Annotated in this window: 17 protein-coding genes; 11 read left to right on the forward strand and 6 right to left on the reverse strand. The window is 56.2% G+C overall.

Annotation, left to right across the window (positions count from 1 at the left end; all coding sequences use genetic code 11):
* Window positions 1–41 precede the first annotated feature (41 nt).
* Together ACYASS_RS21620 and ACYASS_RS21625 are read left to right on the forward strand one after the other, a co-directional pair.
* Window positions 42–2537: a circularly permuted type 2 ATP-grasp protein gene (locus ACYASS_RS21620; RefSeq protein WP_463587617.1), complete on the forward strand. Its 2496-nt coding sequence runs from the start codon at window positions 42–44 to the stop codon at window positions 2535–2537.
* The gene (locus ACYASS_RS21625; RefSeq protein WP_463587618.1) at window positions 2537–3430 is read left to right on the forward strand and encodes a transglutaminase family protein; all 894 of its coding nucleotides are present in this window, start codon (window positions 2537–2539) and stop codon (window positions 3428–3430) included. Before ACYASS_RS21620 ends, ACYASS_RS21625 begins: the two co-directional genes overlap by 1 nt.
* Window positions 3431–3568: 138 nt before the next feature.
* On the opposite strand, the gene ACYASS_RS21630 is transcribed toward ACYASS_RS21625, so the two are convergent.
* On the reverse strand, window positions 3569–3763 hold the full coding sequence (locus ACYASS_RS21630; RefSeq protein WP_463587619.1) for a hypothetical protein: 195 nt from the start codon (window positions 3761–3763) through the stop codon (window positions 3569–3571).
* A 406-nt stretch (window positions 3764–4169) separates the two neighbouring features.
* Here ACYASS_RS21630 and azu point away from each other — a divergent pair, with 406 nt between their 5' ends.
* The gene (azu, locus tag ACYASS_RS21635; protein WP_463587620.1) at window positions 4170–4616 is read left to right on the forward strand and encodes an azurin; all 447 of its coding nucleotides are present in this window, start codon (window positions 4170–4172) and stop codon (window positions 4614–4616) included.
* Window positions 4617–4832: 216 nt separating this feature from the next.
* Here the strand turns inward: azu and nadE are convergent, their stop codons facing one another.
* From nadE to ACYASS_RS21650, 3 genes are all read right to left on the reverse strand, one after another.
* Window positions 4833–5660 (reverse strand): ammonia-dependent NAD(+) synthetase, encoded by an 828-nt coding sequence (nadE, locus tag ACYASS_RS21640; RefSeq protein ID WP_122663133.1) that lies wholly within the window; start codon window positions 5658–5660, stop codon window positions 4833–4835.
* Window positions 5661–5706: 46 nt separating this feature from the next.
* Window positions 5707–6906 (reverse strand): nicotinate phosphoribosyltransferase, encoded by a 1200-nt coding sequence (pncB, locus tag ACYASS_RS21645; RefSeq protein WP_463587621.1) that lies wholly within the window; start codon window positions 6904–6906, stop codon window positions 5707–5709.
* A gap of 335 nt (window positions 6907–7241) precedes the next feature.
* The gene (locus tag ACYASS_RS21650) at window positions 7242–8756 is read right to left on the reverse strand and encodes a hypothetical protein (protein ID WP_463587622.1); all 1515 of its coding nucleotides are present in this window, start codon (window positions 8754–8756) and stop codon (window positions 7242–7244) included.
* Window positions 8757–9372: 616 nt separating this feature from the next.
* On the opposite strand from ACYASS_RS21650, the gene ACYASS_RS21655 reads away from it, so the two are divergent.
* Window positions 9373–10347: a hypothetical protein gene (locus ACYASS_RS21655; RefSeq protein ID WP_463587623.1), complete on the forward strand. Its 975-nt coding sequence runs from the start codon at window positions 9373–9375 to the stop codon at window positions 10345–10347.
* Between the two features lie 183 nt (window positions 10348–10530).
* Here ACYASS_RS21655 and ACYASS_RS21660 read toward each other — a convergent pair whose 3' ends face one another.
* Complete coding sequence (locus ACYASS_RS21660) at window positions 10531–11427, reverse strand: LysR family transcriptional regulator (RefSeq protein ID WP_463587624.1); 897 nt, start codon at window positions 11425–11427, stop codon at window positions 10531–10533.
* A 162-nt stretch (window positions 11428–11589) separates the two neighbouring features.
* On the opposite strand from ACYASS_RS21660, the gene amaB reads away from it, so the two are divergent.
* From amaB to ACYASS_RS21690, 6 genes are all read left to right on the forward strand, one after another.
* Entirely contained in the window at window positions 11590–13080 is a 1491-nt protein-coding gene (gene amaB, locus ACYASS_RS21665) for an L-piperidine-6-carboxylate dehydrogenase (RefSeq protein WP_463587625.1), read from the forward strand.
* Between the two features lie 559 nt (window positions 13081–13639).
* On the forward strand, window positions 13640–14773 hold the full coding sequence (locus tag ACYASS_RS21670) for a branched-chain amino acid ABC transporter substrate-binding protein (RefSeq protein ID WP_463587626.1): 1134 nt from the start codon (window positions 13640–13642) through the stop codon (window positions 14771–14773).
* 170 nt (window positions 14774–14943) lie between these two features.
* Complete coding sequence (locus ACYASS_RS21675; RefSeq protein WP_122663127.1) at window positions 14944–15858, forward strand: ABC transporter permease subunit; 915 nt, start codon at window positions 14944–14946, stop codon at window positions 15856–15858.
* Between the two features lie 3 nt (window positions 15859–15861).
* On the forward strand, window positions 15862–17142 hold the full coding sequence (gene livM, locus ACYASS_RS21680) for a high-affinity branched-chain amino acid ABC transporter permease LivM (protein ID WP_463587627.1): 1281 nt from the start codon (window positions 15862–15864) through the stop codon (window positions 17140–17142).
* Complete coding sequence (locus ACYASS_RS21685; RefSeq protein ID WP_122663125.1) at window positions 17139–18014, forward strand: ABC transporter ATP-binding protein; 876 nt, start codon at window positions 17139–17141, stop codon at window positions 18012–18014. Before livM ends, ACYASS_RS21685 begins: the two co-directional genes overlap by 4 nt.
* Window positions 18011–18727 (forward strand): ABC transporter ATP-binding protein, encoded by a 717-nt coding sequence (locus tag ACYASS_RS21690; RefSeq protein WP_243245224.1) that lies wholly within the window; start codon window positions 18011–18013, stop codon window positions 18725–18727. The genes ACYASS_RS21685 and ACYASS_RS21690 overlap by 4 nt, the downstream gene beginning before the upstream one ends.
* A 179-nt stretch (window positions 18728–18906) precedes the next feature.
* On the opposite strand, the gene ACYASS_RS21695 is transcribed toward ACYASS_RS21690, so the two are convergent.
* Window positions 18907–19386, reverse strand: coding sequence for an Lrp/AsnC family transcriptional regulator (locus ACYASS_RS21695; protein ID WP_122663122.1), 480 nt, complete (start codon window positions 19384–19386; stop codon window positions 18907–18909).
* A gap of 193 nt (window positions 19387–19579) precedes the next feature.
* Between ACYASS_RS21695 and ACYASS_RS21700 the strand changes: the two genes are divergently transcribed.
* Window positions 19580–20596, forward strand: a complete 1017-nt coding sequence (locus ACYASS_RS21700; protein WP_122663121.1) for a 1-aminocyclopropane-1-carboxylate deaminase — start codon at window positions 19580–19582, stop codon at window positions 20594–20596.
* The last annotated feature ends 8 nt before the right edge of the window (window positions 20597–20604 follow it).

Genomic DNA, 20604 nt, shown 5'->3' on the forward strand with positions numbered 1-20604 from the left:
GACTACGCTACTCTGAATTTTTAGTCTCTGCCGAGCCTTCCATGCACGACTTGCTTGACCATTACCCTGTGTTTGCGGGTACCTATCATGAAATGCTTGATGCCGATGGCGCTGTTCGCCCTCATTGGCAGCGCATGTATGAGCAATTACAGCGTAGTACTCCCGCACAACTGATCCAGCGTCAGGCCCTGCTCGCCAGGCAGATTCAGGAAAATGGCGTGACGTACAACGTCTACGCCGACCCCAAAGGGGCTGACCGGCCGTGGGAGCTGGATCTGCTGCCGCACCTGATTCCCGCTGAAGAATGGCAACAAGTGGCTGCGGGCATCGCCCAGCGGGCGAAGTTGCTCAATGCCGTGCTGGCAGACCTGTATGGTCCGCAAACCCTGATCTCCAAAGGGCTATTGCCCGCTGAGCTGGTGTTCGGCCACAACAATTTCCTGTGGCCGTGCCAGGGCATCGCGCCTCCGGAAGATGCGTTTCTGCATATGTACGCGGTCGATCTTGCGCGCACGCCCGATGGGCGTTGGTGGGTGACAGCCGATCGTACCCAGGCGCCATCGGGCGCTGGCTACGCGTTGGAAAACCGCCAGATTGTGTCTCGTGCATTTCCCGAAACCTACCGGGATCTGCAGGTTCAGCACCTGTCCGGGTTTTTCCGCGCCTTGCAGGAAACCCTTGCCCGTCAAGCGCCCGCCAGCAATGAAACACCGCTGATCGTCTTGCTGACGCCGGGACGTTTCAACGAAAGCTACTTCGAACATCTGTATCTGGCGCGCCAGTTGGGCTATCCGCTGGTCGAAGGTGGTGACCTCACCGTGCGCGACGCAACTGTTTACCTGAAAACCCTCAGCGGCCTGCGCCGGGTGCACGCGATCATGCGGCGTCTGGATGACGACTTCTGCGATCCGCTGGAGCTGCGTACTGATTCGGCGCTCGGCGTACCGGGTTTGCTGGAGGCTGTGCGTCAGGGCAAGGTGTTGGTCGCAAATGCCTTGGGCAGCGGCGTTCTGGAGTCGCCGGGCCTGCTGGGCTTTTTGCCGAAAATATCCCAGCACCTGTTCGGCGAAGACCTGATCCTGCCATCAGTGGCGACCTGGTGGTGTGGCGAGCCTCCTGTTCTCGCTCAAGCGCTGGAGAAGCTGCCGGAGTTGTTGATCAAGCCCGCGTTTCCATCCCAGAGTTTCGCGCCGGTATTTGGCCGGGACTTGAACAAGGCCCAACGTGAAGCGCTTGCACTGCGTATGCAGGCCAGGCCTTACGCTTACGTGGCGCAGGAGCTTGCACAGCTATCCCATGCGCCAATCTGGCAGGCCGACGGCGAGCAATTGCAGCCACGAGCGATTGGCATGCGTGTATACGCAGTGGCCAGTTCCGAAGGGTATCGCGTTCTGCCAGGAGGTCTGACCCGGGTCGCCGCCGAAGCGGATGCCGAAGTGGTATCGATGCAGCGCGGTGGTGCCAGCAAGGATACCTGGGTGCTGGGCGAACTCTCGCAAACCGGCGAACCCTGGAAAGGTCAGCGCACCCTGGGTGTACATGATCTGATTCGTCGCGATCCTTACCTGCCGTCACGCGTGGTGGAGAACCTGTTCTGGTTCGGTCGGTATTGCGAGCGCTGTGATAACAGCGCGCGCTTGCTGCGCATCATGCTCGCGCGGTATGTGGACGGCGATGATCCTGTGGCTCTTGAGGCCGCCGTGGCGCTGGGCGAGCGTCTGAACCTGCTGCCTGATGAAGAAGAAGGTGGATCGTTGCCTGATCGGCTTCTTGCGGGGCTTCTCGGCGAAGAGTGGCCGTTCAGCCTGCGCGCGAACCTGCAACGCTTGCAATGGGCTGCGTCTCAGGTGCGCGGCAAGCTTTCCCGGGAGAACTGGCAGGCGCTGGTTGAATTGCAGCGTGAAGCCATCAGTCTGGACAGCAAGGATCCGGATTTCGGCCAACTGCTGGATTTCCTCAATCGACTGGTGATGTCCCTGGCGGCCCTGTCCGGGTTCGCCCTGGACGACATGACCCGTGACGAAGGCTGGCGCTTTCTGATGATCGGTCGGCGTATCGAGCGTCTGAAGTTCCTCAGCAACAGCCTCGCGGCATTCTTGCGCAGCGCGGCAGTGACAGACCAGGCAGGGCTGGAGTGGCTGCTGGAACTGGGTAATAGCAGCATCACCTATCGCTCGCGTTACCTGGCCGTGCCGCAACTGATTCCGGTGCTTGACCTGCTACTGCTCGATGATCAGAACCCTCACGCGGTGCTCTTCCAGCTCAAACTGGTATCCAAGTCTCTGAATCGTTTGAACGAAGAGTTTTGTGCGCCGCGAGATGCGAGCCTCGGCACGTTGGTTCGACGACTGTCGAGTTTCGACCTGGGTTGTCTGGAGAATCCGTTGTTTGGTGAGAGCAGTATTCAGGCAGTGTTGGAGGGGCTTGCGGACATGCTGCAAAGCATTGGTGATGCCGCCGGGCAAGTCTCTGACCGTCTGGCCTTGCGTCACTTTGCCCATGTCGACGATATCAGCCAGCGTACGGTGTCCGTCTGATGAGTGCCCATTACCAGATTTTTCATGACACGCATTACAAATACGACAGCCCGGTTTCTCTGGCGCAGCAGTTGGCGCATCTGTGGCCAAGGGCTAATCCGTGGCAGCGCTGTTCCGAGCAGCAGTTACTGGTCAGCCCGATTCCGACTATTCGCCGTGATGAGTTCGACGTGTTCGGCAACCCGCTGACGCGCCTGGCGTTCGAGCGGCCTCACGATGAGCTGCAGGTGAGTGCCCGCCTGCGGGTGGAAGTCCTGGAGCGTGCGCCCCTTAACTTCGATCATTCGCCCGCTTGGGAAATGACTCGCAGCATCATGACCTACAACGCCAGGCCGATGTCTGCAGATATCCTCGAAGCTTGTCGCTATCGTTTCGAGTCGCCTTATGTGCACTTGAAACAGTCGTTCATCGAGTTTTCGGCGGATTGTTTCGTACCAAGCCAGCCGCTGATGTTATGCGTGCAGGCATTGATGGAGAAAATCTTCACTGAATTCACCTTCGACGGCGAAGCTACGCAAGTGGCGACACCGCTGGTGGAAGTGCTGGAATCCCGACGTGGTGTCTGTCAGGACTTTGCTCACCTGATGCTGGCCTGCTTGCGCTCACGCGGTTTGTCGGCGCGCTATATCAGTGGTTATTTACTGACCCAGCCACCACCGGGGCAGCCACGATTGATTGGCGCAGATGCTTCCCATGCCTGGGTTTCGGTGTTTTGTCCGGTGCTGGGCTGGGTAGATTTTGACCCCACCAACAATGTGCAGCCTGCGCTGGAGCACATCAGCCTGGCCTGGGGGCGGGATTTTTCAGACGTCTCGCCGTTGCGCGGGGTGATTCTGGGCGGTGGTAATCACGACCCGGAAGTGCGGGTGACGGTGATGCCGGTTGAGGTGTGAAAGAACATCCACGCCTGTAGGAGTATTCGCGAAAGCGGTGTTTCAGGCATTGATATGTTTCTGGTCGACACCCTTCGCGAATAAAGCGTTCACAACGCCTACGGTCCGTCGGATGACCAACGGACCCGCTGTGTTGCTTCAGCTAGCCGGCTTGTCGTCAGTAGTGGTTTGCTCTACGGGCGCAGCTTCGTCGGTAGCTTCAGTTGTCTCTGCGTCGCCTTCGGCTGTGGTTTCGGCCAGGGCAGCATTTTTGCGCTGAAGCTTTTCCTCTTTCTTCTGCTCTTTAGCCAGATCTCGCTGACGCTTTGCGAAGGAATAGTTAGGTTTAGCCATGGGCGATCCTCTGTTTAGGCGGTTAATGGCGCCATTCTGCCTGAGAACGGCGTCGGGCACACGGCGTTGTATGTCCTCCGGTCCAAAGCCCTAATTCCCAAGCCCCGCTTTTCGTCAATTAAGTCGTCACTAAACCTGATTTGATTCTTCAGCACTGCTGCCGGTGGCACCACAGGCATAAGCCGCGAGCAAGCTACGGAAAAAGCTGTTGAGCTGCATGATGGTCTTCCTGAAATATGGCGATGAGGCATCTTGCGCGGTTGGATGAAAGACGGCCCGTTGATTGTCTCGATGGCCTCGATAGCTAACTGTCACTGAGCCTTGTTGACGCAGGTCATTGGAACCTGGCGTTATATCAGGCAGTCTTTGCCGGAATAAACAAAATACCCAGCCTTGGAGATTCCCCATGATTCGCAAGCTTGTTGCTGTATCCCTGCTGACATTGGCCAGCGGGCAGTTGCTGGCGGCAGAGTGCAGTACGACTGTCGACTCCACCGATCAGATGTCCTTCAACACCAAGGCCGTTGAAATCGATAAAAGCTGCAAGACATTCACGGTAAACCTTACCCATTCCGGTAGCCTGCCAAAGAATGTCATGGGCCATAACTGGGTGCTGAGCAAAGAGTCGGACATGCAGCCTATCGCCACTGATGGCTTGGGCGCTGGTATCGACAAGGATTACCTGAAGGAGGGCGACGCCCGCATCATCGCTCACACCAAAATCATTGGTGCTGGTGAAACGGATTCGGTGACGTTTGATGTTTCCAAGCTGGACCCGGCTGAGAAGTACGGTTTCTTCTGCTCGTTCCCTGGCCACATCAGCATGATGAAAGGCGCCGTGACGCTGAAATAAGCGCGTCTGATGCTCAAAAGAAAACCCGGCGATTGCCGGGTTTTTTGTTGGGAAGACGCTGGATCGCAAATCTCGTGGGAGCGAATTCATTCGCGAAGGCTGCATCACAGGCGAAAAATCTCTATCGGATGTACCGGCCTATTCGCGAATGAATTCGCTCCCACAGACCCCACGTCAGCTTTCGATATGCTGACTTTTCTGCGGCAACTTCACCGGTCAAGGCGCGTACGGCAATTCCCGCTTGTGCTGGGTCTTGGCGTAGGTGTCACAGATGATCTTGAACGCTTCCTCTCGGACTGGCTCGCCATGCAGGAAGGCGTCGATTTCGGCGTAGGTCACGCCATGTGACGCTTCGTCCGGTTTACCGGGCATCAAGTCTTCCAGGTCCGCAGTCGGCACCTTCTCGACCAACGATTCTGGCGCACCGAAGTGCCGGGCAATGGCCCGAACCTGATTCTTGACGAGCCCGCTCAGCGGCGCGAGGTCGCAGGCACCGTCACCGAATTTGGTGAAGAAACCCATCACTGCTTCTGCTGCATGGTCGGTACCAATCACCAGGCCTTGATGTGCGCCAGCGATGGTGTACTGCGCAACCATGCGCATGCGCGCTTTGGTGTTGCCCAGTACGAAGTCCACGGCGCTTGCATGTTGACCCTCGAACGCCTTGATCTCGCTTGCCATCGCCTTGACCGCGCCGCCGATGTTGACCGTGTGGCGAATGTCCGGGTTGATGAAGTCCACCGAAGCCTGAGCTTCATGCTCGTCATGTTGCACGAGGTAAGGCAGACGCACGGCAATGAAGCGGTAACTGTCGTCGCCGGTGCTGCTGCGCAGCTCTTCAACGGCGCGCTGGGCAAGCAGGCCTGCCGTCAATGAATCCACTCCGCCGCTGATGCCCAGCACCAGCGTCTTGAGGCGGGCGTTGGTCAGGCAGTCCTGAATGAAAACGATACGCCGGGCGACCTCGGCCTGAAGTGCGTTTTCGTCGGCGAAAGGCGGTTGCACCTTGAGCTGCTCAGCGATCTGGAGCTGTACGGCTTGCATGATTCACTCCTTGTTAAGGATGGTAGCGACGGGTTCTGTTTGCGGATTAATCCGCCACTTTGAACACATGTCGCAGGTACGAGACAAAATTGGGGTCCTTGCATTGCGTCTTGCCGGGCTCGTCGGAGATTTTCGCCACCGGTTGCCCGGCGCAGGCGGTCATCTTCAGGACGATACTCATGGGTTCAACGCCTGGTATGTCTGCTGTCAGATTAGTGCCAATCCCAAAGCTGACATTGATGCGACCGCGCAATGCGCGAAATATTTCCAGCGCCTTGGGCAATGTCAGGCCGTCGGAAAACACCAGCGTCTTGCTCATCGGATCAATACCAAGCTTCTGATAGTGCGAGATGCATTTTTCGGCCCACTTCACCGGATCACCGGAGTCATGGCGCAGGCCATCGAAGAGTTTGGCGAAATACAGATCGAAGTCCCTGAGGAAAGCATCGGTGGTAATGCAGTCTGTCAGCGCAATCCCCAGCAATCCCCGGTATTCATGGACCCAGCAATCGAGGGCAGCGCTTTGGCTGTCGATCAGGCGTGGACCGAGTTGCTGATGGGCCATGATCCACTCATGGGCCATGGTACCTAGCGGTTTCAGGTCGAACTTGCGCGCCAGCTGCACATTGCTGGTGCCGACGAACTGCCCGGGGAAGTCACGTTTGAGGACATCAACGACTTCTTCCTGAACACGGTAAGAGAAGCGTCGACGGGTGCCGAAGTCTGCGACTTTGAGCTCTGCCAATTCATCCGCTTGTGCATTGGCGGCCAGCCAGTCGAACTTGCGATACAACTGGTCGCGGGCCTCACTGAGCAGGATTTCAGGATGACGATGGCGGTTGCGTACTTCACTGACAATCGCGAGCACCGGGACTTCAAACAGGATCACATGCAGCCATGGTCCCTGTAGGCGAATGCACAGTTGATCATCTTCGATCGTGGTTTTGACGTATCGCGTGTTGAAGCGGAACAGTCCGAGAAACCGCAGGAAGTCCGGCTTCATGAAGTTGATGCGCTCCAGAAAACTCAGCTCCTGGGCGCTCAGTGACAAATCACAGAGCTGCTTTATCTGGTGCTGGATTTCACTGAGATAGGGACGCAGGTCCTCACCGTTGCGGCAGCGAAACTCCCACTCAACGTCGACGTTGGGGTAGTTATGCAACACCGCCTGCATCATGCTCAATTTGTACAAGTCGGTGTCGAGCAGGTTTTGCACGATGCGATTGGAGAAAGCGCTCTCGCTCATTGGGTCGCTCCAGCAGGACCGGCCGCCAGACGCGGCCAAACGAAATGAATCAGATAGTCACGGGCGTCCCGGGGCAGAGCCATCGAGCGTCCATTGAGCTTTATGACCGACATAATGCCAGCCGAGGCGGGATAGGGGCAGTTTTCTTTGGTGGGGGATAGTTCGTGGGGGCTGTAGGAGCTGCCCCAGTATCCATAGCCCCGCGCTGTCTTGCGCGAAACGGTAGATCTGTAGGAGCGCACAAGCACCGCGAGGCGCAATGGCGGTGTATCAAGGGGAAAGCTATCGCGGCCTCGCGGTGCTCGTGCGCTCCTACAAGTCATGCGTGGTGTATGTCAGTGCACCGCCGCAACCACTGGAAAATTCAGGGTGAATTTCCCGTTTGGGGTTTCGTCACGAAACCGCTCCATCACCGCCTTGAGCTTTTTCGCCGATTCCTCGTCGGTCGCGTAGTAAAAAACGCTTGAAGCTGCGGCTGAGGCGCGAGGAATGGTCAGGCGCATTTCGGCCACCTCGATCCAGTTCTTCGGTCTTTCGGGGAACCACTCGTTGTAGACAAATGCGTAGTGAACGTCTTTCTCGTCCATCAGCGTGGTCATCCACTCGACGTCGGTCCGGGTCTTGCGATAGTGCAGCGCCTGAATGCTGCCCAGTCCCCATAAGTCCAGGATGTACTGATTGCCATTGAGCGCTACGAGGCCCAGGTCGTTGACGGCAACGGGCTCACCCAGTTCCCGGACAATCTCCCCGCTGGAGTACTGCTGGTTGTAAATCGCCGCTGAGGAAAGCGGTACGCGCAACGTCGTATACACCGGAATTGCGAAGGCGATGGGCAGCATTGCAAACAGCGCGGTCATGTAGCGTTCACTCATGCGGGTGGCGCAGGCGTAGAGCACGAACACCCCGACGAACGTTAGCCAATACGCTTCATAACGTCCTTGCCCCGACCTACCGAAAATAGTGTGCAGCGCGGCGACGGTCAGCAACATCAGGATCAGCGGCTTTCTGTCGAAGAACAGCACGCATACAAAAAGCTGGGCAAGCAAGACCCAGCCATAAGCATCGAGTTGGTTGGTGAGGTTGAAAAACAGAGCGTTCAGGCCGGTTCCTGTTTTCGCCTGCACAGAGGAGGGGATATAGCCCAGCCCCAGGTGGTTAAGGAACAGGGAAAACGCAATGACCAGCACGCCGATGATTGCCACGCTGATCAGCGTCGAGCGTCGCTCACCGAGCCAGAAAAGATAAGCCAGTACAGGCAGGGAAACGGCCAGACCTTCGTACCGCACCAGCGGTAATACAATCAGCGCGATGTAAATAGGCAGCGGCGTTACCGCGATCTGGCCGAACTCTTTTTGCACGACGGCGCAGGCTATCAATGCAACCAGATAGACCTGCAGCGTGTGCTCCATCCCCGCGAAAATCAGGCCATAAAGATTAGTGGCGAGGAAGAAGCCGCCGAGAATGAGGACCTTGCTGACCGGATGCAAACCCTCCAGCAACTTGATCAGTGGTCCAATGGTCAGGTACGCGAAAGTCAGATTGAGGACAAAGGGCGCGAGGACCATTCCGTTACCGAGCAAGGCAAAAGGTGCAAGCAGGAATGGCCAGAGAATGCTTGATGAGGGCGCTGAAAATTCGCCGGGGTTGATCCCGTAGTGACCGCTGAACATCTGCTTTGCCAGCGCAAGATGGATGTAAGGATCGTCCAGCGTATAGATGAACATCCCGTGATTATTAATCAGGATCGCCAGTGTCATCAGCGCCACAGGGGCCACAAGCAGAAAAACCGCCAGGTGCCTGTCTGTGAGCCAGGGCAGTGAGCTTGCCTTTGCAATGTTAGCGGTCGCCATAGCTTCATAACCTGTCAGGGGATCAAGTCAGGGAAACTACGGAGCGATCGACATGCGTGGCGCGAAGGCTTCTACCCAAGGTTGCTGGAATATAGGTTCAACACGGGGCGGCACACAGCCATAAAAAACTATTTAGTGGGTCGAAGCAGCCGTAATGCTGACGTCAGGATTTGGTTGGGTTGTTGAGGGGATTAGTAGATTCCCTTCGGGAGATTCTATGGTGGCCGACGAGCACAATTATCGCGGAGTTCATTCGCGAATTACCGGTACCTCTGTCGCTTTTATCGCCTGAAGTACCGTTTTCCCGAATAAATTCGGTCCTACAGGATTGCGCAGATCTATGTGGGAGCGAGGCTTTCCCGCGATGTATGAGACGCAGGCAGAAGACATACCGCTTTATTGTTTATCGTCGGAATGCCACCAGACCAAGCACCACTACAACCGAATTGCTCTCTCCTGTGAAAGAAGTAACCGTTATTGGTTGTAGGAATTTTCTTAAAATTATCGAGAGCTCAGTGGTATGGGCTTATTTGATTGATGGTGTGACAACTTGAATCTAGACTCCGGCCGACTCCTGAAAGGAGAGTGTTTTTAATTTAAATTCCGTTGGTGCACCATGAAATTACAGATGATCGCCCTATCCTTTCTGGTTTTACTTTTGGGGTGCGACAAGGAGCGTTCGTCCGATAGTGATAAAGCAGGGCGTTACGCGACTTTGTATTTTGATAAGCCCGTCAATCAGCTTTACATGGAGCCGGGGAGAGCTGCCTTTACGCTTTATCCTGATAATGTAATCGAATCGCTACGTGGTTTGGGTGTTCAGGTTGAAGGGCTCGACTTTCAGCTTGATAAGAAGCAATCCAGCATCATACATGTTGCTATCAAGGATGAGTCATTTGGGCCCGATCAGCAGCAGGCGCTTAAGCATGCCTTGCAGGATGTTCTTGAGGCCAAGCGGATGCCTGCTTTCAGCGGTCACGTAATAATGGATCCGGATTCACCTGGCTATAAATTTTCTCAATCTCAGCTTTACGAACGATCCGATACCGGCGTTTACATCTATCCGCAGTCTGAAATGACAATCAGGCTTAAATATAACTCCGCTGGATTATCCGATCTCTTGCACAGTCATGGGAAGTCGGAGTTCTACTGCTATGTTTCTTCGAGAATAAATCATGATCTGCCTTTCCGGTCGGCTGCATCAAGGGGGATCGATAAATTCGAAAATATGGGTGCTTTCGATATGGGGGTCATACTGTGGAATTATCAGCGTATGGGCGTCAAGATGACGGTCGAGAACAGATATTTTCGCCGCTTACTCTCTGAGGATAAGGTAGCGTTGGTCATGACTTCACAGCGCTCCGTTGGGTCTGTAAATGAGGTAACCGTGGGAATAGGCAGCTTGGGGGTACATTCCCACAACTATCACAAGTATGAGCAGTTCGGCAAACTTTCGCCCCAGATGTACGCTCATCTTGAGGCCAAATGCCAATCTATGGTCGCCAAGCTCGGTCGTCCTTTTACGTTCCACTTCGGGGACGGTATTGATCGGTTGAAAGCTGTTGTTTATACGGAGCAGCCTGCGGCTTGATTGTCGATTGCTGCGCATCATTTTTATTAGAACCTGCCGTATGGGAAGCATCTGAACTGCAAAAGTGCAGTGCTGAGAGATTTTACGCGGTGAATCAGGTCTGCCGTTCGCGAACAAGTTCGCTCCTACCGTTTGGTGCGGTGTCAGGCAGGAGGCAACGTGTTGGCGAGAGGCTTCGCGCATTTATTCTGCTTCCAGCTGCTCCAGCATCCACTCGGCAAAGTCCCTGATCTTTGGCACTTCAGCAGCGTGCTCCGGGTAGGCCATGTAATACGCGTCGCTGCTTGGCAAGGCGTGTTGCCACGGGATGACCAGCTTGCCGTCGGCCAGCTCTTCTTCCACCAGAAACCGCGGCAGCAGGGCGACGCCGCAGCCGACCTGCGCTGCGCGAATGCACATGTAGAAGGTTTCGAAGCGTGGCCCGTGGTAGCTGTGTTCTGTGTGATAGCCCTGACTGTCGAACCAGTCATGCCAGCCTTGCGGGCGATTGGCGTTTTGCAGCAGGACCAGATCGGCCAACTGTGTCGGATCGGTAAACGGTGTGGCGGGTAGAGCGCCCGGTGCGCAGACGGGCACCAGTTCTTCGCCAAACAAGCGCACGCTCTCTGCCCCGGGCCTTGCACCCTGGCCGAAGTAGAACGTGAAATCGCAGCGGCTTTGAATCAGGTCATCGTTTTCCTGCTCGTTGACCAAATCCAGATGGATATGCGGATGACGCAGACGCCAGCCTTTCAAGCGCGGCACCAGCCAGCGGGCGCCGAAGGTCGAGGGTGTGGAAACCCGCAGCACCTCGGTCTCGCCGCCATAGGAGCGCAGGAAGTGCGTGGACATCTCCATCTGGCTGAGAATCTTGCGCACTTCGCCCAGGTACAGCGCGCCTGCCGGGGTCAGTTGCAAGCGACGACGCACCCGGCGAAACAGCAGGTGCTGCACCAGCTCTTCAAGCTGCGCCACTTGCTTGCTGACCGCACTTTGCGTGAGGTTCAGCTCTTCAGCGGCACGGGTAAAGCTCAGGTGTCGGGTAACCGCTTCGAAGCATTGCAGCGCCGTAATAGAGGGCAGGTGACGTCTGTTGAGCATTGTTCGGGCCTTTTTCGATCCAGAGGCGGCTCCATCCCTGGGAGCATGAATAAAAGGAATGATATCTCGCCTAATGGTCGTTTGTTGATGGCGTTAAGGCCAGCTATTACTAGAGCCTGAAGATTTACCGTTATTTCAGCATTCCCGAATTCAGGAGAGAACATGCTTACCGACCTGCTAAACCGACTCGGTGTCGACCCCGCGAAATATCAGAAGGGCGACCAGCCTGTTCATACCCCCATTGATGGCAGTCGCATCGGCGCAGTGAGCTGGGAAGGCGCTGCTGAAGTGGAGCAGCAGGTCACGCGTGCCGATGCGGCTTTCCAGGCCTGGCGCAAAGTACCGGCCCCACGGCGTGGCGAGTTGATCCGTCTGTTCGGCGAAGCGCTGCGCAAGCATAAGGCTGATCTGGGCGAGCTGGTCTCCTGGGAAGCTGGCAAGATTACTCAGGAAGGTCTGGGTGAAGTGCAGGAGATGATCGACATCTGCGACTTCGCCGTCGGCCTGTCCCGTCAGTTGTATGGTTTGACTATTGCCTCCGAACGTCCAGGCCACCACATGCGTGAAACCTGGCATCCACTGGGCGTGGTCGGTGTGATCAGCGCGTTTAACTTCCCTGTCGCGGTCTGGTCGTGGAACACCGCGCTGGCGCTGGTGTGCGGCAACTCGGTGATCTGGAAGCCCTCGGAGAAAACACCGTTGACTGGTCTGGCATGTCAGGCGCTGTTCGACAAGGTTGCCGCCGACTTTGCTGATGCACCGGATTACCTGGCTCAGGTGGTTATTGGTGGTCGCGATGCCGGTGAAGCGTTGGTCGATGATCCGCGCGTGGCCCTGATCAGTGCAACCGGCAGCACCCGAATGGGGCGTGAAGTGGCTCCGAAAGTGGCCGCGCGCTTCGCTCGCAGTATCCTCGAACTGGGCGGTAACAACGCCATGATTCTCAGCCCGACAGCTGACCTGGATCTGGCCGTACGCGCCATCCTGTTCAGTGCCGTGGGTACTGCCGGGCAGCGCTGCACGAGCCTGCGACGTTTGATCGCCCATGAATCGGTGAAAGCCGAAATCGTCTCGCGTCTGAAAACTGCTTACGAAAAAATCCGTATCGGCCACCCGCTGGAAGGCAATCTGATCGGTCCGCTGATCGATAAACACAGCTATCAGGCCATGCAGGATGCGCTGGAACAGGCAATGAGCGAAGGCGGCAAGGTGTTTGGTGGCAAGCGCCAACTGGAAGATAAGTTCCCGAACGGCTACTACGTTTCTCCGGCCATTGTTGAGATGCCAGAACAGAGCGACGTGGTCTGCACCGAAACCTTCGCGCCGATTCTTTACGTCGTGGGTTATGAGGATTTTAACGAAGCGCTGCGTCTGAACAATGCCGTGCCACAAGGCCTGTCGTCGTGCATTTTCACAACGGATGTGCGGGAAGCCGAGCAGTTCATGTCGGCGCTGGGCAGTGACTGCGGCATCGCCAACGTCAACATCGGCCCGAGCGGTGCTGAAATCGGCGGCGCATTTGGTGGCGAGAAAGAAACCGGTGGCGGTCGTGAGTCCGGCTCGGATTCGTGGCGCGGCTACATGCGTCGCCAGACCGCGACCGTGAACTACTCGCTGGAGTTGCCGCTGGCGCAGGGTATTACGTTCGATTGAGGTCTATCTCGAACTCCATGCAGCCTTGTGGGAGCCAAACTACTTAGGCTGCTGACACATACCCTGTAGGAATGAGCTTGCTCGCGATAGCTGTCTGATAAATAGGAAAAGCGTTGCCTGATCAGACGCTATCGCGAGCAAGCTCGCTCCTACAGGTTTAACGTTTGTTGTCATACACCGCGCGGGTCAGGCATCGAAGTCGTGCCTATAGGGTAGAGATTCGTGCATCGCGTAATAATCTTCACTAACCTCATATGGTGCGTCCCGTAGCGCACGCGCACCGCCGGTGTGCAGTTCGGTGACGCATGCTGTTACAGCAGGGTTGTACGTGGCTGGATGCGTAGGTTGCTACTTATTTTGTCAGTGGTTGCACCTTTTTAATCAAAGGTTGCACATTGCTTGATGTAGAGGGTTGCATGCCCTTTGGTCAAAGGCTCTAGCTGGGCCGAACGCAACAAGTTCATGAGTTTCATCAGAATAAAAAACGAATGGCACGCCACTTGCTCAGAGCAACTCTGTAGTTGCAGTGCTAATCAAAAAAATCTCAGGAGCACCACTCATGTCGCAGACGTTTTACAGAAAAGGCTTTCTTGCAATTGCAGTCGCTACTGCATTGGGCGTGTCTTCGTTTGCTCAGGCTGATGTAAAAATCGGCGTCGCGGGGCCAATGACTGGCGCCAACGCATCGTTTGGTCAGCAATACATGAAAGGCGCTCAGGCAGCTGCCGACGCGATCAACAAGGCGGGCGGTGTTAACGGGGAAAAGATCGTACTGACCGCCTATGACGACGCTTGTGAGCCAAAGCAAGCCGTCGCGGTCGCTAACAAAGCGGCTTCGGACAAGGTAGCTGGTGTTGTCGGCCACTTCTGCTCGTCGTCGACCATTCCAGCGTCGGAAGTCTACGACGAAGCGGGCATCATCGCGATTACTCCGGGGTCGACCAACCCGACTGTTACCGAGCGCGGCTTGAGTGCGATGTTCCGTATGTGTGGTCGTGACGACCAGCAAGGCATTGTGGCTGGCGATTACATCGTTGATGTTTTGAAAGGCAAGAAAATCGCCGTCATCAACGACAAGGACACCTACGGTAAAGGCCTGGCCGATGCTACAGCCAAGCAACTGACCACTCGCGGCGTTAAACCAGTGCTTGAAGAAGGCCTGACCCGTGGCGAGAAAGACTTCAGTGCTCTGGTCACCAAAATCCGCTCGGTAGGCGCCGACGTTGTTTACTTCGGCGGCCTGCACCCGGAAGCCGGTCCGCTGGTTCGTCAGATGCGTGAGCAAGGCTTGAAAGACGTCAAGTTCATGTCCGATGACGGCATCGTAACGGATGAGCTGGTCACCACCGCTGGCGGCGCGCAATACGTTGATGGCGTCTACATGACGTTCGGCGCCGATCCACGCGTACTGCCAGACAGCAAGGCCGTCGTGGACGAGTTCCGCAAATCCGGCTACGAGCCAGAAGGCTACACCCTGTATGCCTACGCGTCGGTTCAGGCCCTGGCTGCCGGCTTCAATGGTGCTAAATCCAACAAGGGCGAAGATGCCAGCAAGTGGCTCAAAGCTCACCCGGTTAAAACCGTAATGGGCGAGAAAGCCTGGGACACCAAAGGTGACCTGAAAGTCTCCGACTACGTGGTTTACCAGTGGGACAAAGACGGTAAATACCACCAGCTTGAAAAACAGAAGTAAGCAACGTGCATAGCCGCACGAGTGTTTCGAATGCTCGTGCTGCTTGGTAATGGGGGCGCAAGGTTGCGACCCCGAAGATCTTCTGTCAGCTAGTGAATGACGGCTCGTTGCGCCTCACAAGGGTGCCGCGGGCCTGCATCACTAGCCTTTCAAGTTCGTGAGCGTGCGTGATGGACGGTATTTTCCTGCAGCAAATGATCAACGGTCTGACCCTCGGGTCGGTCTACGGTTTGATCGCCATCGGTTACACGATGGTTTACGGCATCATCGGCATGATCAACTTCGCCCACGGCGACGTGTACATGATCTCGGCTTACCTGGCCGCCATAGGCCTGGCCGTCCTGTCATTTTTCGGTCTGGAGTCTTTCCCTTTCCTTATTCTCGGCACGTTGATCTTCACCATTGTGGTGACCGGCGTGTATGGCTTTGTCATTGAACGAGTGGCTTACAAGCCACTGCGTAACTCGACACGCCTTGCTCCTCTGATCAGCGCCATTGGTATCTCGCTGATCCTGCAAAACTACGCACAAATCAGCCAGGGTGCCCGTCAGCAAGGCGTACCGACTTTGCTCGAAGGCGCGTGGCGCTTTGAAGTGGGCAGCGGTTTTGTACAAATCACTTTCACCAAGATATTTATCCTGATTGCTGCGTTCGTTGGCATGGGCGTGCTGACTTACATCATCAAGTACACCAAGTTGGGCAGGATGTGCCGCGCGACCCAACAGGATCGCAAGATGGCCTCGATTCTGGGCATCAACACCGATCGGGTGATTTCCTACGTGTTTATTATCGGCGCCGCCATGGCTGCGCTGGCCGGTGTGTTGATCACCATGAATTACGGCACGTTCGACTTCTATGCTGGCTTCATCATCGGCATCAAGGCGTTCACCGCTGCGGTACTGGGCGGTATTGGCTCACTGCCGGGTGCGATGCTCGGCGGGTTGATCCTGGGGGTTGCAGAGTCGCAGTTCTCCGGTCTTATCAACTCGGATTACAAAGACGTGTTCAGCTTCGGCCTGTTGGTACTGATCCTGATTTTCCGTCCTCAAGGCCTGCTGGGTCGCCCACTCGTGGCGAAGGTATAACGTATGTCCGAAACTATAAAACCCATCAACTTCAAACAAAGCCTGATTGATGCCGTGATCGCTGGACTGTTGGCGCTTATTGTCTTCGGTCCGATAGTCGGTGTGGTACTCGACGGTTATAGCTTCAACCTGGAACCCGCACGCGTAGCGGTCCTGGTCGCTGTGGTAATGGTCGGTCGTCTGTTGCTCAGCCTATTCATGCAGACGCCCAAGGGCGTCACTGTTGCCCAGAGTTTCGAGAGTTCAGACTCTGGCGTGCATGTGCTGCCACCGGATTACAAATCACGCCTGCGCTTCATCATTCCAGCCATGATTGTCATCGCCATGGTCTTCCCGGTGTTTGCCGACAAGTACGTGCTGACGGTCGTCATTCTGGGGTTGATCTACGTGTTGCTGGGCCTTGGCCTGAATATCGTGGTCGGTCTGGCTGGCCTGCTTGACCTTGGTTACGTGGCGTTCTACGCCATCGGTGCTTACGGTCTCGCATTGGGCTATCAGTATCTGGGGCTCGGTTTCTGGTCGGCATTGCCACTGGCGGCCATTGCCGCAGCGTTGGCTGGCTGCATACTGGGCTTCCCTGTGTTGCGCATGCATGGTGACTACCTGGCCATCGTGACGCTGGGCTTTGGTGAGATCATCCGGCTGGTGTTGAACAACTGGCTGTCTTTCACGGGTGGACCGAATGGCGTAGCGGTTCCTTCGCCGACCTTTTTCGGTCTGGAGTTCGGACGTCGCGCCAAAGACGGCGGGGTGCCCATCCATGAGTATTTCGGGTTTGAGTACAGCGCGAACCTCAAATTTATCTTTATCTATGCGGTGCTCTTCCTGGTCGTCCTGGCGGTGCTGTACATCAAGCATCGTCTGACCCGCATGCCGATTGGCCGTGCCTGGGAAGCGCTACGTGAAGACGAAATCGCCTGTCGGTCGATGGGCTTGAACCACGTGCTGGTCAAACTTTCGGCGTTCACCATCGGCGCATCGACTGCCGGTCTGGCCGGGGTGTTTTTTGCCAGCTATCAAGGCTTCATCAACCCGACCTCGTTCACCTTCTTCGAGTCAGCCTTGATCCTTGCCATTGTGGTGCTGGGCGGTATGGGGTCGACAATGGGCGTGGTCATTGCCGCGTTTGTGTTGACGGTTGCTCCTGAGCTGCTGCGTAGCTTTGCGGAATACCGTGTGCTTCTGTTCGGGATACTCATGGTGTTGATGATGATCTGGCGGCCACGCGGCCTGATCCGTGTCTCACGTACCGGGGTCACTCCACGCAAGGGGGTTGCGCCATGAGCAACGACATCATTCTTTCGGTCGAGCATCTGATGATGCACTTTGGCGGCATCAAGGCGCTCAGTGACGTCAGCATTCAAGTGCGGCGTAATTCGATTTTTGCCCTGATCGGCCCCAACGGCGCAGGCAAAACCACGGTGTTCAACTGCCTGACCGGCTTCTACAAAGCCACCGGTGGTCGTATTGAATTGCACACCCGCGGGCAGACCACCAACGTCATCAAACTGCTGGGCGAGCCATTCAAGGGCACGGACTTTGTCTCGCCGAAAAGCTTCCTCAGTCGCGTCTACTACAAGATGTTCGGCGGTACCCATCTGGTAAACCGGGCAGGGCTAGCGCGGACTTTCCAGAACATTCGTTTGTTCAAGGAAATGTCGGTGCTGGAAAACCTGCTGGTTGCGCAGCACATGTGGGTCAACCGCAGCCTGTTGGCGGGCATTCTCAATACCAAGGGTTACCGCGAGGCAGAAGAGGTCGCCATCAATACGGCGTTCTACTGGCTCGAAGTGGTGGACCTGGTGGATTGCGCAAACCGTCTGGCGGGCGAGCTTTCCTATGGTCAGCAACGTCGTCTGGAAATTGCGCGTGCCATGTGCACACGGCCTCAAGTGATTTGCCTGGATGAGCCGGCAGCGGGGCTCAACCCGCAGGAAACCGAAGCACTGAGCGGCATGATCCGCCTGCTGCGTGACGAACATGACATGACCATCGTGCTGATCGAGCACGACATGGGCATGGTCATGGGCATTTCAGACGATATCGTGGTGCTCGATCATGGCAACGTGATTGCCACTGGTGGGCCTGAACAGATCCGCAACGATCCGAAAGTGATCGCAGCCTATCTGGGCGCTGATGAAGAGGAGTTGGTATGAGTAAGCCGATCCTCGAAATGAAAGAGATCGATGTGTTTTACGGGCCGATTCAGGCCCTGAAGAAAGTCTCGTTGCACATCAACGAAGGTGAAACGGTCAGCCTGATCGGCTCCAACGGCGCGGGTAAATCCACGCTGCTGATGTCAATCTTCGGTCAGCCCCGGGCGGCTGGTGGGCAGATCATTTATCAGGGCACTGACATCACCCAGAAGTCCTCGCACTACATCGCGTCCAACGGCATTGCGCAATCGCCGGAAGGGCGTCGGGTATTCCCCGACATGTCAGTCGAGGAAAACCTGATGATGGGCACTATCCCGATTGGCGACAAACACTCGGCCGAAGACATGCAGCGCATGTTCGAGTTGTTCCCGCGCCTCAAGGAGCGTCGTAATCAGCGCGCCATGACCATGTCTGGTGGCGAGCAGCAAATGCTCGCTATTGCACGGGCCTTGATGAGCCGTCCGAAACTGTTGCTGCTTGATGAGCCAAGCCTCGGCCTGGCACCCATCATCGTCAAACAGATCTTCGCGACCTTGCGCGAACTGGCGCAGACAGGCATGACTATCTTCCTTGTCGAGCAGAACGCCAATCATGCCCTCAAGCTGTCGGACCGGGCTTACGTGATGGTCAACGGCGAAATCCGCCTGAGCGGCACGGGGCAGGAGTTGCTGGTCAACGAAGAGGTGCGTAACGCTTATCTGGGCGGGCATTGATAGGCTGACGTGACGCCTGCGACAACGCAATTTCTGGGTAGGAGCGAACTTGTTCGCGAGGCGGCGTGCCTGAAGAACCGCGTCAGGTCCTCTCGCCAACAAGTTGCCTCCTACCTTTGAAGGCGGTGCGATGCCTGAGAGATCGCATTTTAATCGCTTCGTTTTTGTGTCGTCTCAATTCACAACGGAATCATCGTCGTCGACAGCACCGAACGCAGCCCCATGAATGAACGGATCTGACGCACTCCGGGCAGGTATAGCAGCTGCTCGGCGTGCAGTCGGTTGAAGCTCTGGCTGTCGCGCGTGCGCAGCATCATCAGGTAATCGAACTCTCCCGTCACCACATGCAGCTCCATGCAGCCCGAGATCTTCTGTGCGGCCGTCTCGAACGCCGAAAATGACTCGGGAGTCGAGCGATCCAGCACGACGCCGATAATCACCACCATCCCCGCATCCAGCGCTTCGTAATCAAGCACCGCCACAATCTTCTTGATCAGCCCGGCCTGTTTAAGGCGCTCGACCCGACGCAAGCATGCCGGGGCGCTGAGTTTGACCTTTTCCGCCAGCGCGACGTTGGAGATCGAAGCATCTTTTTGCAGTGCTTTAAGGATCGCGCGGTCGATTCTGTCGGTGCTGGTTGCGTCTGGGCTTGAGGACATTTCGAAGGCGCTCTTTTATTGCGTAGGAATAGATGATTAAGCAACGTTGTTAGGTTAATCAGGATTCTGATTAATTTAAAGCCGAAAATAGCGTTAACTTTGCAACCCGTTTTTTTGCGTAGTTCCTTAGCATTGAGTCATCGCCAGCACGGCAAAACGTGCCTGGATTTTTTCAATACTGAGGAGCCCTCTCATGAATCTGAGTAAGTTCAAGCGCTACCCTTTGACGTTTGGTCCATCGCCCATCACGCCTCTGAAACGACTAAGCGCGCACTTGGGCGGCAAGGTCGATCTGTATGCCAAGCGTGAGGACTGCAACAGCGGCCTGGCCTTCGGCGGCAACAAGACCCGCAAGCTGGAATACCTTATTCCCGAAGCGCTGGAGCAAGGCTGCGATACGCTGGTTTCCATCGGCGGCATCCAATCCAACCAGACCCGCCAGGTCGCTGCGGTTGCTGCGCACCTGGGCATGAAATGCGTGCTGGTTCAGGAAAACTGGGTCAACTATTCCGACGCGGTGTATGACCGGGTCGGCAACATCGAGATGTCGCGCATCATGGGCGCGGATGTACGTCTGGATGCAGCGGGATTCGACATCGGCATTCGTCCGAGTTGGGAGAAGGCCATGTCGGACGTTGAGGAAAGCGGCGGCAAACCTTTCCCGATTCCTGCCGGTTGTTCCGAACATCCATACGGCGGCCTGGGTTTTGTCGGCTTTGCTGAGGAAGTTCGCGAGCAGGAAAAAGAGCTGGGCTTCAAGTTTGATTACATCGTCGTCTGCTCGGTAACCGGCAGCACCCACGCCGGCATGTTGGTGGGTTTCGCAGCGGATGGTCGTGCACGCAAAGTGATCGGGATTGATGCCTCGGCCAAGCCGGAAAAGACCAAGGCGCAGGTGCTGCGTATTGCTCAGAACACCGCGAAGCTTGTGGAACTGGGGCAGGAGATTACCGAGGACGACGTCATCCTCGACACACGCTTCGCCTATCCTGAATACGGTCTGCCGAACGAAGGCACCCTGGAAGCCATCCGCTTGTGCGCTCGCACTGAAGGCGTCCTGACCGACCCGGTGTACGAAGGCAAGTCGATGCACGGCATGATCGAAATGGTCCGCAACGGCGAATTCCCGGAAGGCTCGAAAGTGCTCTACGCCCACTTGGGTGGCGTGCCTGCACTGAGTGCTTACAGCTTTATCTTCCGTAATGGTTGATTGAAAAA

Source organism: Pseudomonas sp. HP_14 (genome assembly GCF_055283875.1).

Bases quoted from the DNA above. Each gene is read 5' to 3' on its own strand.
- ACYASS_RS21620 (WP_463587617.1), top strand. From the start codon at position 42: ATGCACGACTTGCTTGACCATTACCCTGTGTTTGCGGGTACCTATCAT.
- ACYASS_RS21625 (WP_463587618.1), top strand. From the start codon at position 2,537: ATGAGTGCCCATTACCAGATTTTTCATGACACGCATTACAAATACGAC.
- ACYASS_RS21630 (WP_463587619.1), bottom strand. From the start codon at position 3,763: ATGGCTAAACCTAACTATTCCTTCGCAAAGCGTCAGCGAGATCTGGCT.
- azu (WP_463587620.1), top strand. From the start codon at position 4,170: ATGATTCGCAAGCTTGTTGCTGTATCCCTGCTGACATTGGCCAGCGGG.
- nadE (WP_122663133.1), bottom strand. From the start codon at position 5,660: ATGCAAGCCGTACAGCTCCAGATCGCTGAGCAGCTCAAGGTGCAACCG.
- pncB (WP_463587621.1), bottom strand. From the start codon at position 6,906: ATGAGCGAGAGCGCTTTCTCCAATCGCATCGTGCAAAACCTGCTCGAC.
- ACYASS_RS21650 (WP_463587622.1), bottom strand. From the start codon at position 8,756: ATGGCGACCGCTAACATTGCAAAGGCAAGCTCACTGCCCTGGCTCACA.
- ACYASS_RS21655 (WP_463587623.1), top strand. From the start codon at position 9,373: ATGAAATTACAGATGATCGCCCTATCCTTTCTGGTTTTACTTTTGGGG.
- ACYASS_RS21660 (WP_463587624.1), bottom strand. From the start codon at position 11,427: ATGCTCAACAGACGTCACCTGCCCTCTATTACGGCGCTGCAATGCTTC.
- amaB (WP_463587625.1), top strand. From the start codon at position 11,590: ATGCTTACCGACCTGCTAAACCGACTCGGTGTCGACCCCGCGAAATAT.
- ACYASS_RS21670 (WP_463587626.1), top strand. From the start codon at position 13,640: ATGTCGCAGACGTTTTACAGAAAAGGCTTTCTTGCAATTGCAGTCGCT.
- ACYASS_RS21675 (WP_122663127.1), top strand. From the start codon at position 14,944: ATGGACGGTATTTTCCTGCAGCAAATGATCAACGGTCTGACCCTCGGG.
- livM (WP_463587627.1), top strand. From the start codon at position 15,862: ATGTCCGAAACTATAAAACCCATCAACTTCAAACAAAGCCTGATTGAT.
- ACYASS_RS21685 (WP_122663125.1), top strand. From the start codon at position 17,139: ATGAGCAACGACATCATTCTTTCGGTCGAGCATCTGATGATGCACTTT.
- ACYASS_RS21690 (WP_243245224.1), top strand. From the start codon at position 18,011: ATGAGTAAGCCGATCCTCGAAATGAAAGAGATCGATGTGTTTTACGGG.
- ACYASS_RS21695 (WP_122663122.1), bottom strand. From the start codon at position 19,386: ATGTCCTCAAGCCCAGACGCAACCAGCACCGACAGAATCGACCGCGCG.
- ACYASS_RS21700 (WP_122663121.1), top strand. From the start codon at position 19,580: ATGAATCTGAGTAAGTTCAAGCGCTACCCTTTGACGTTTGGTCCATCG.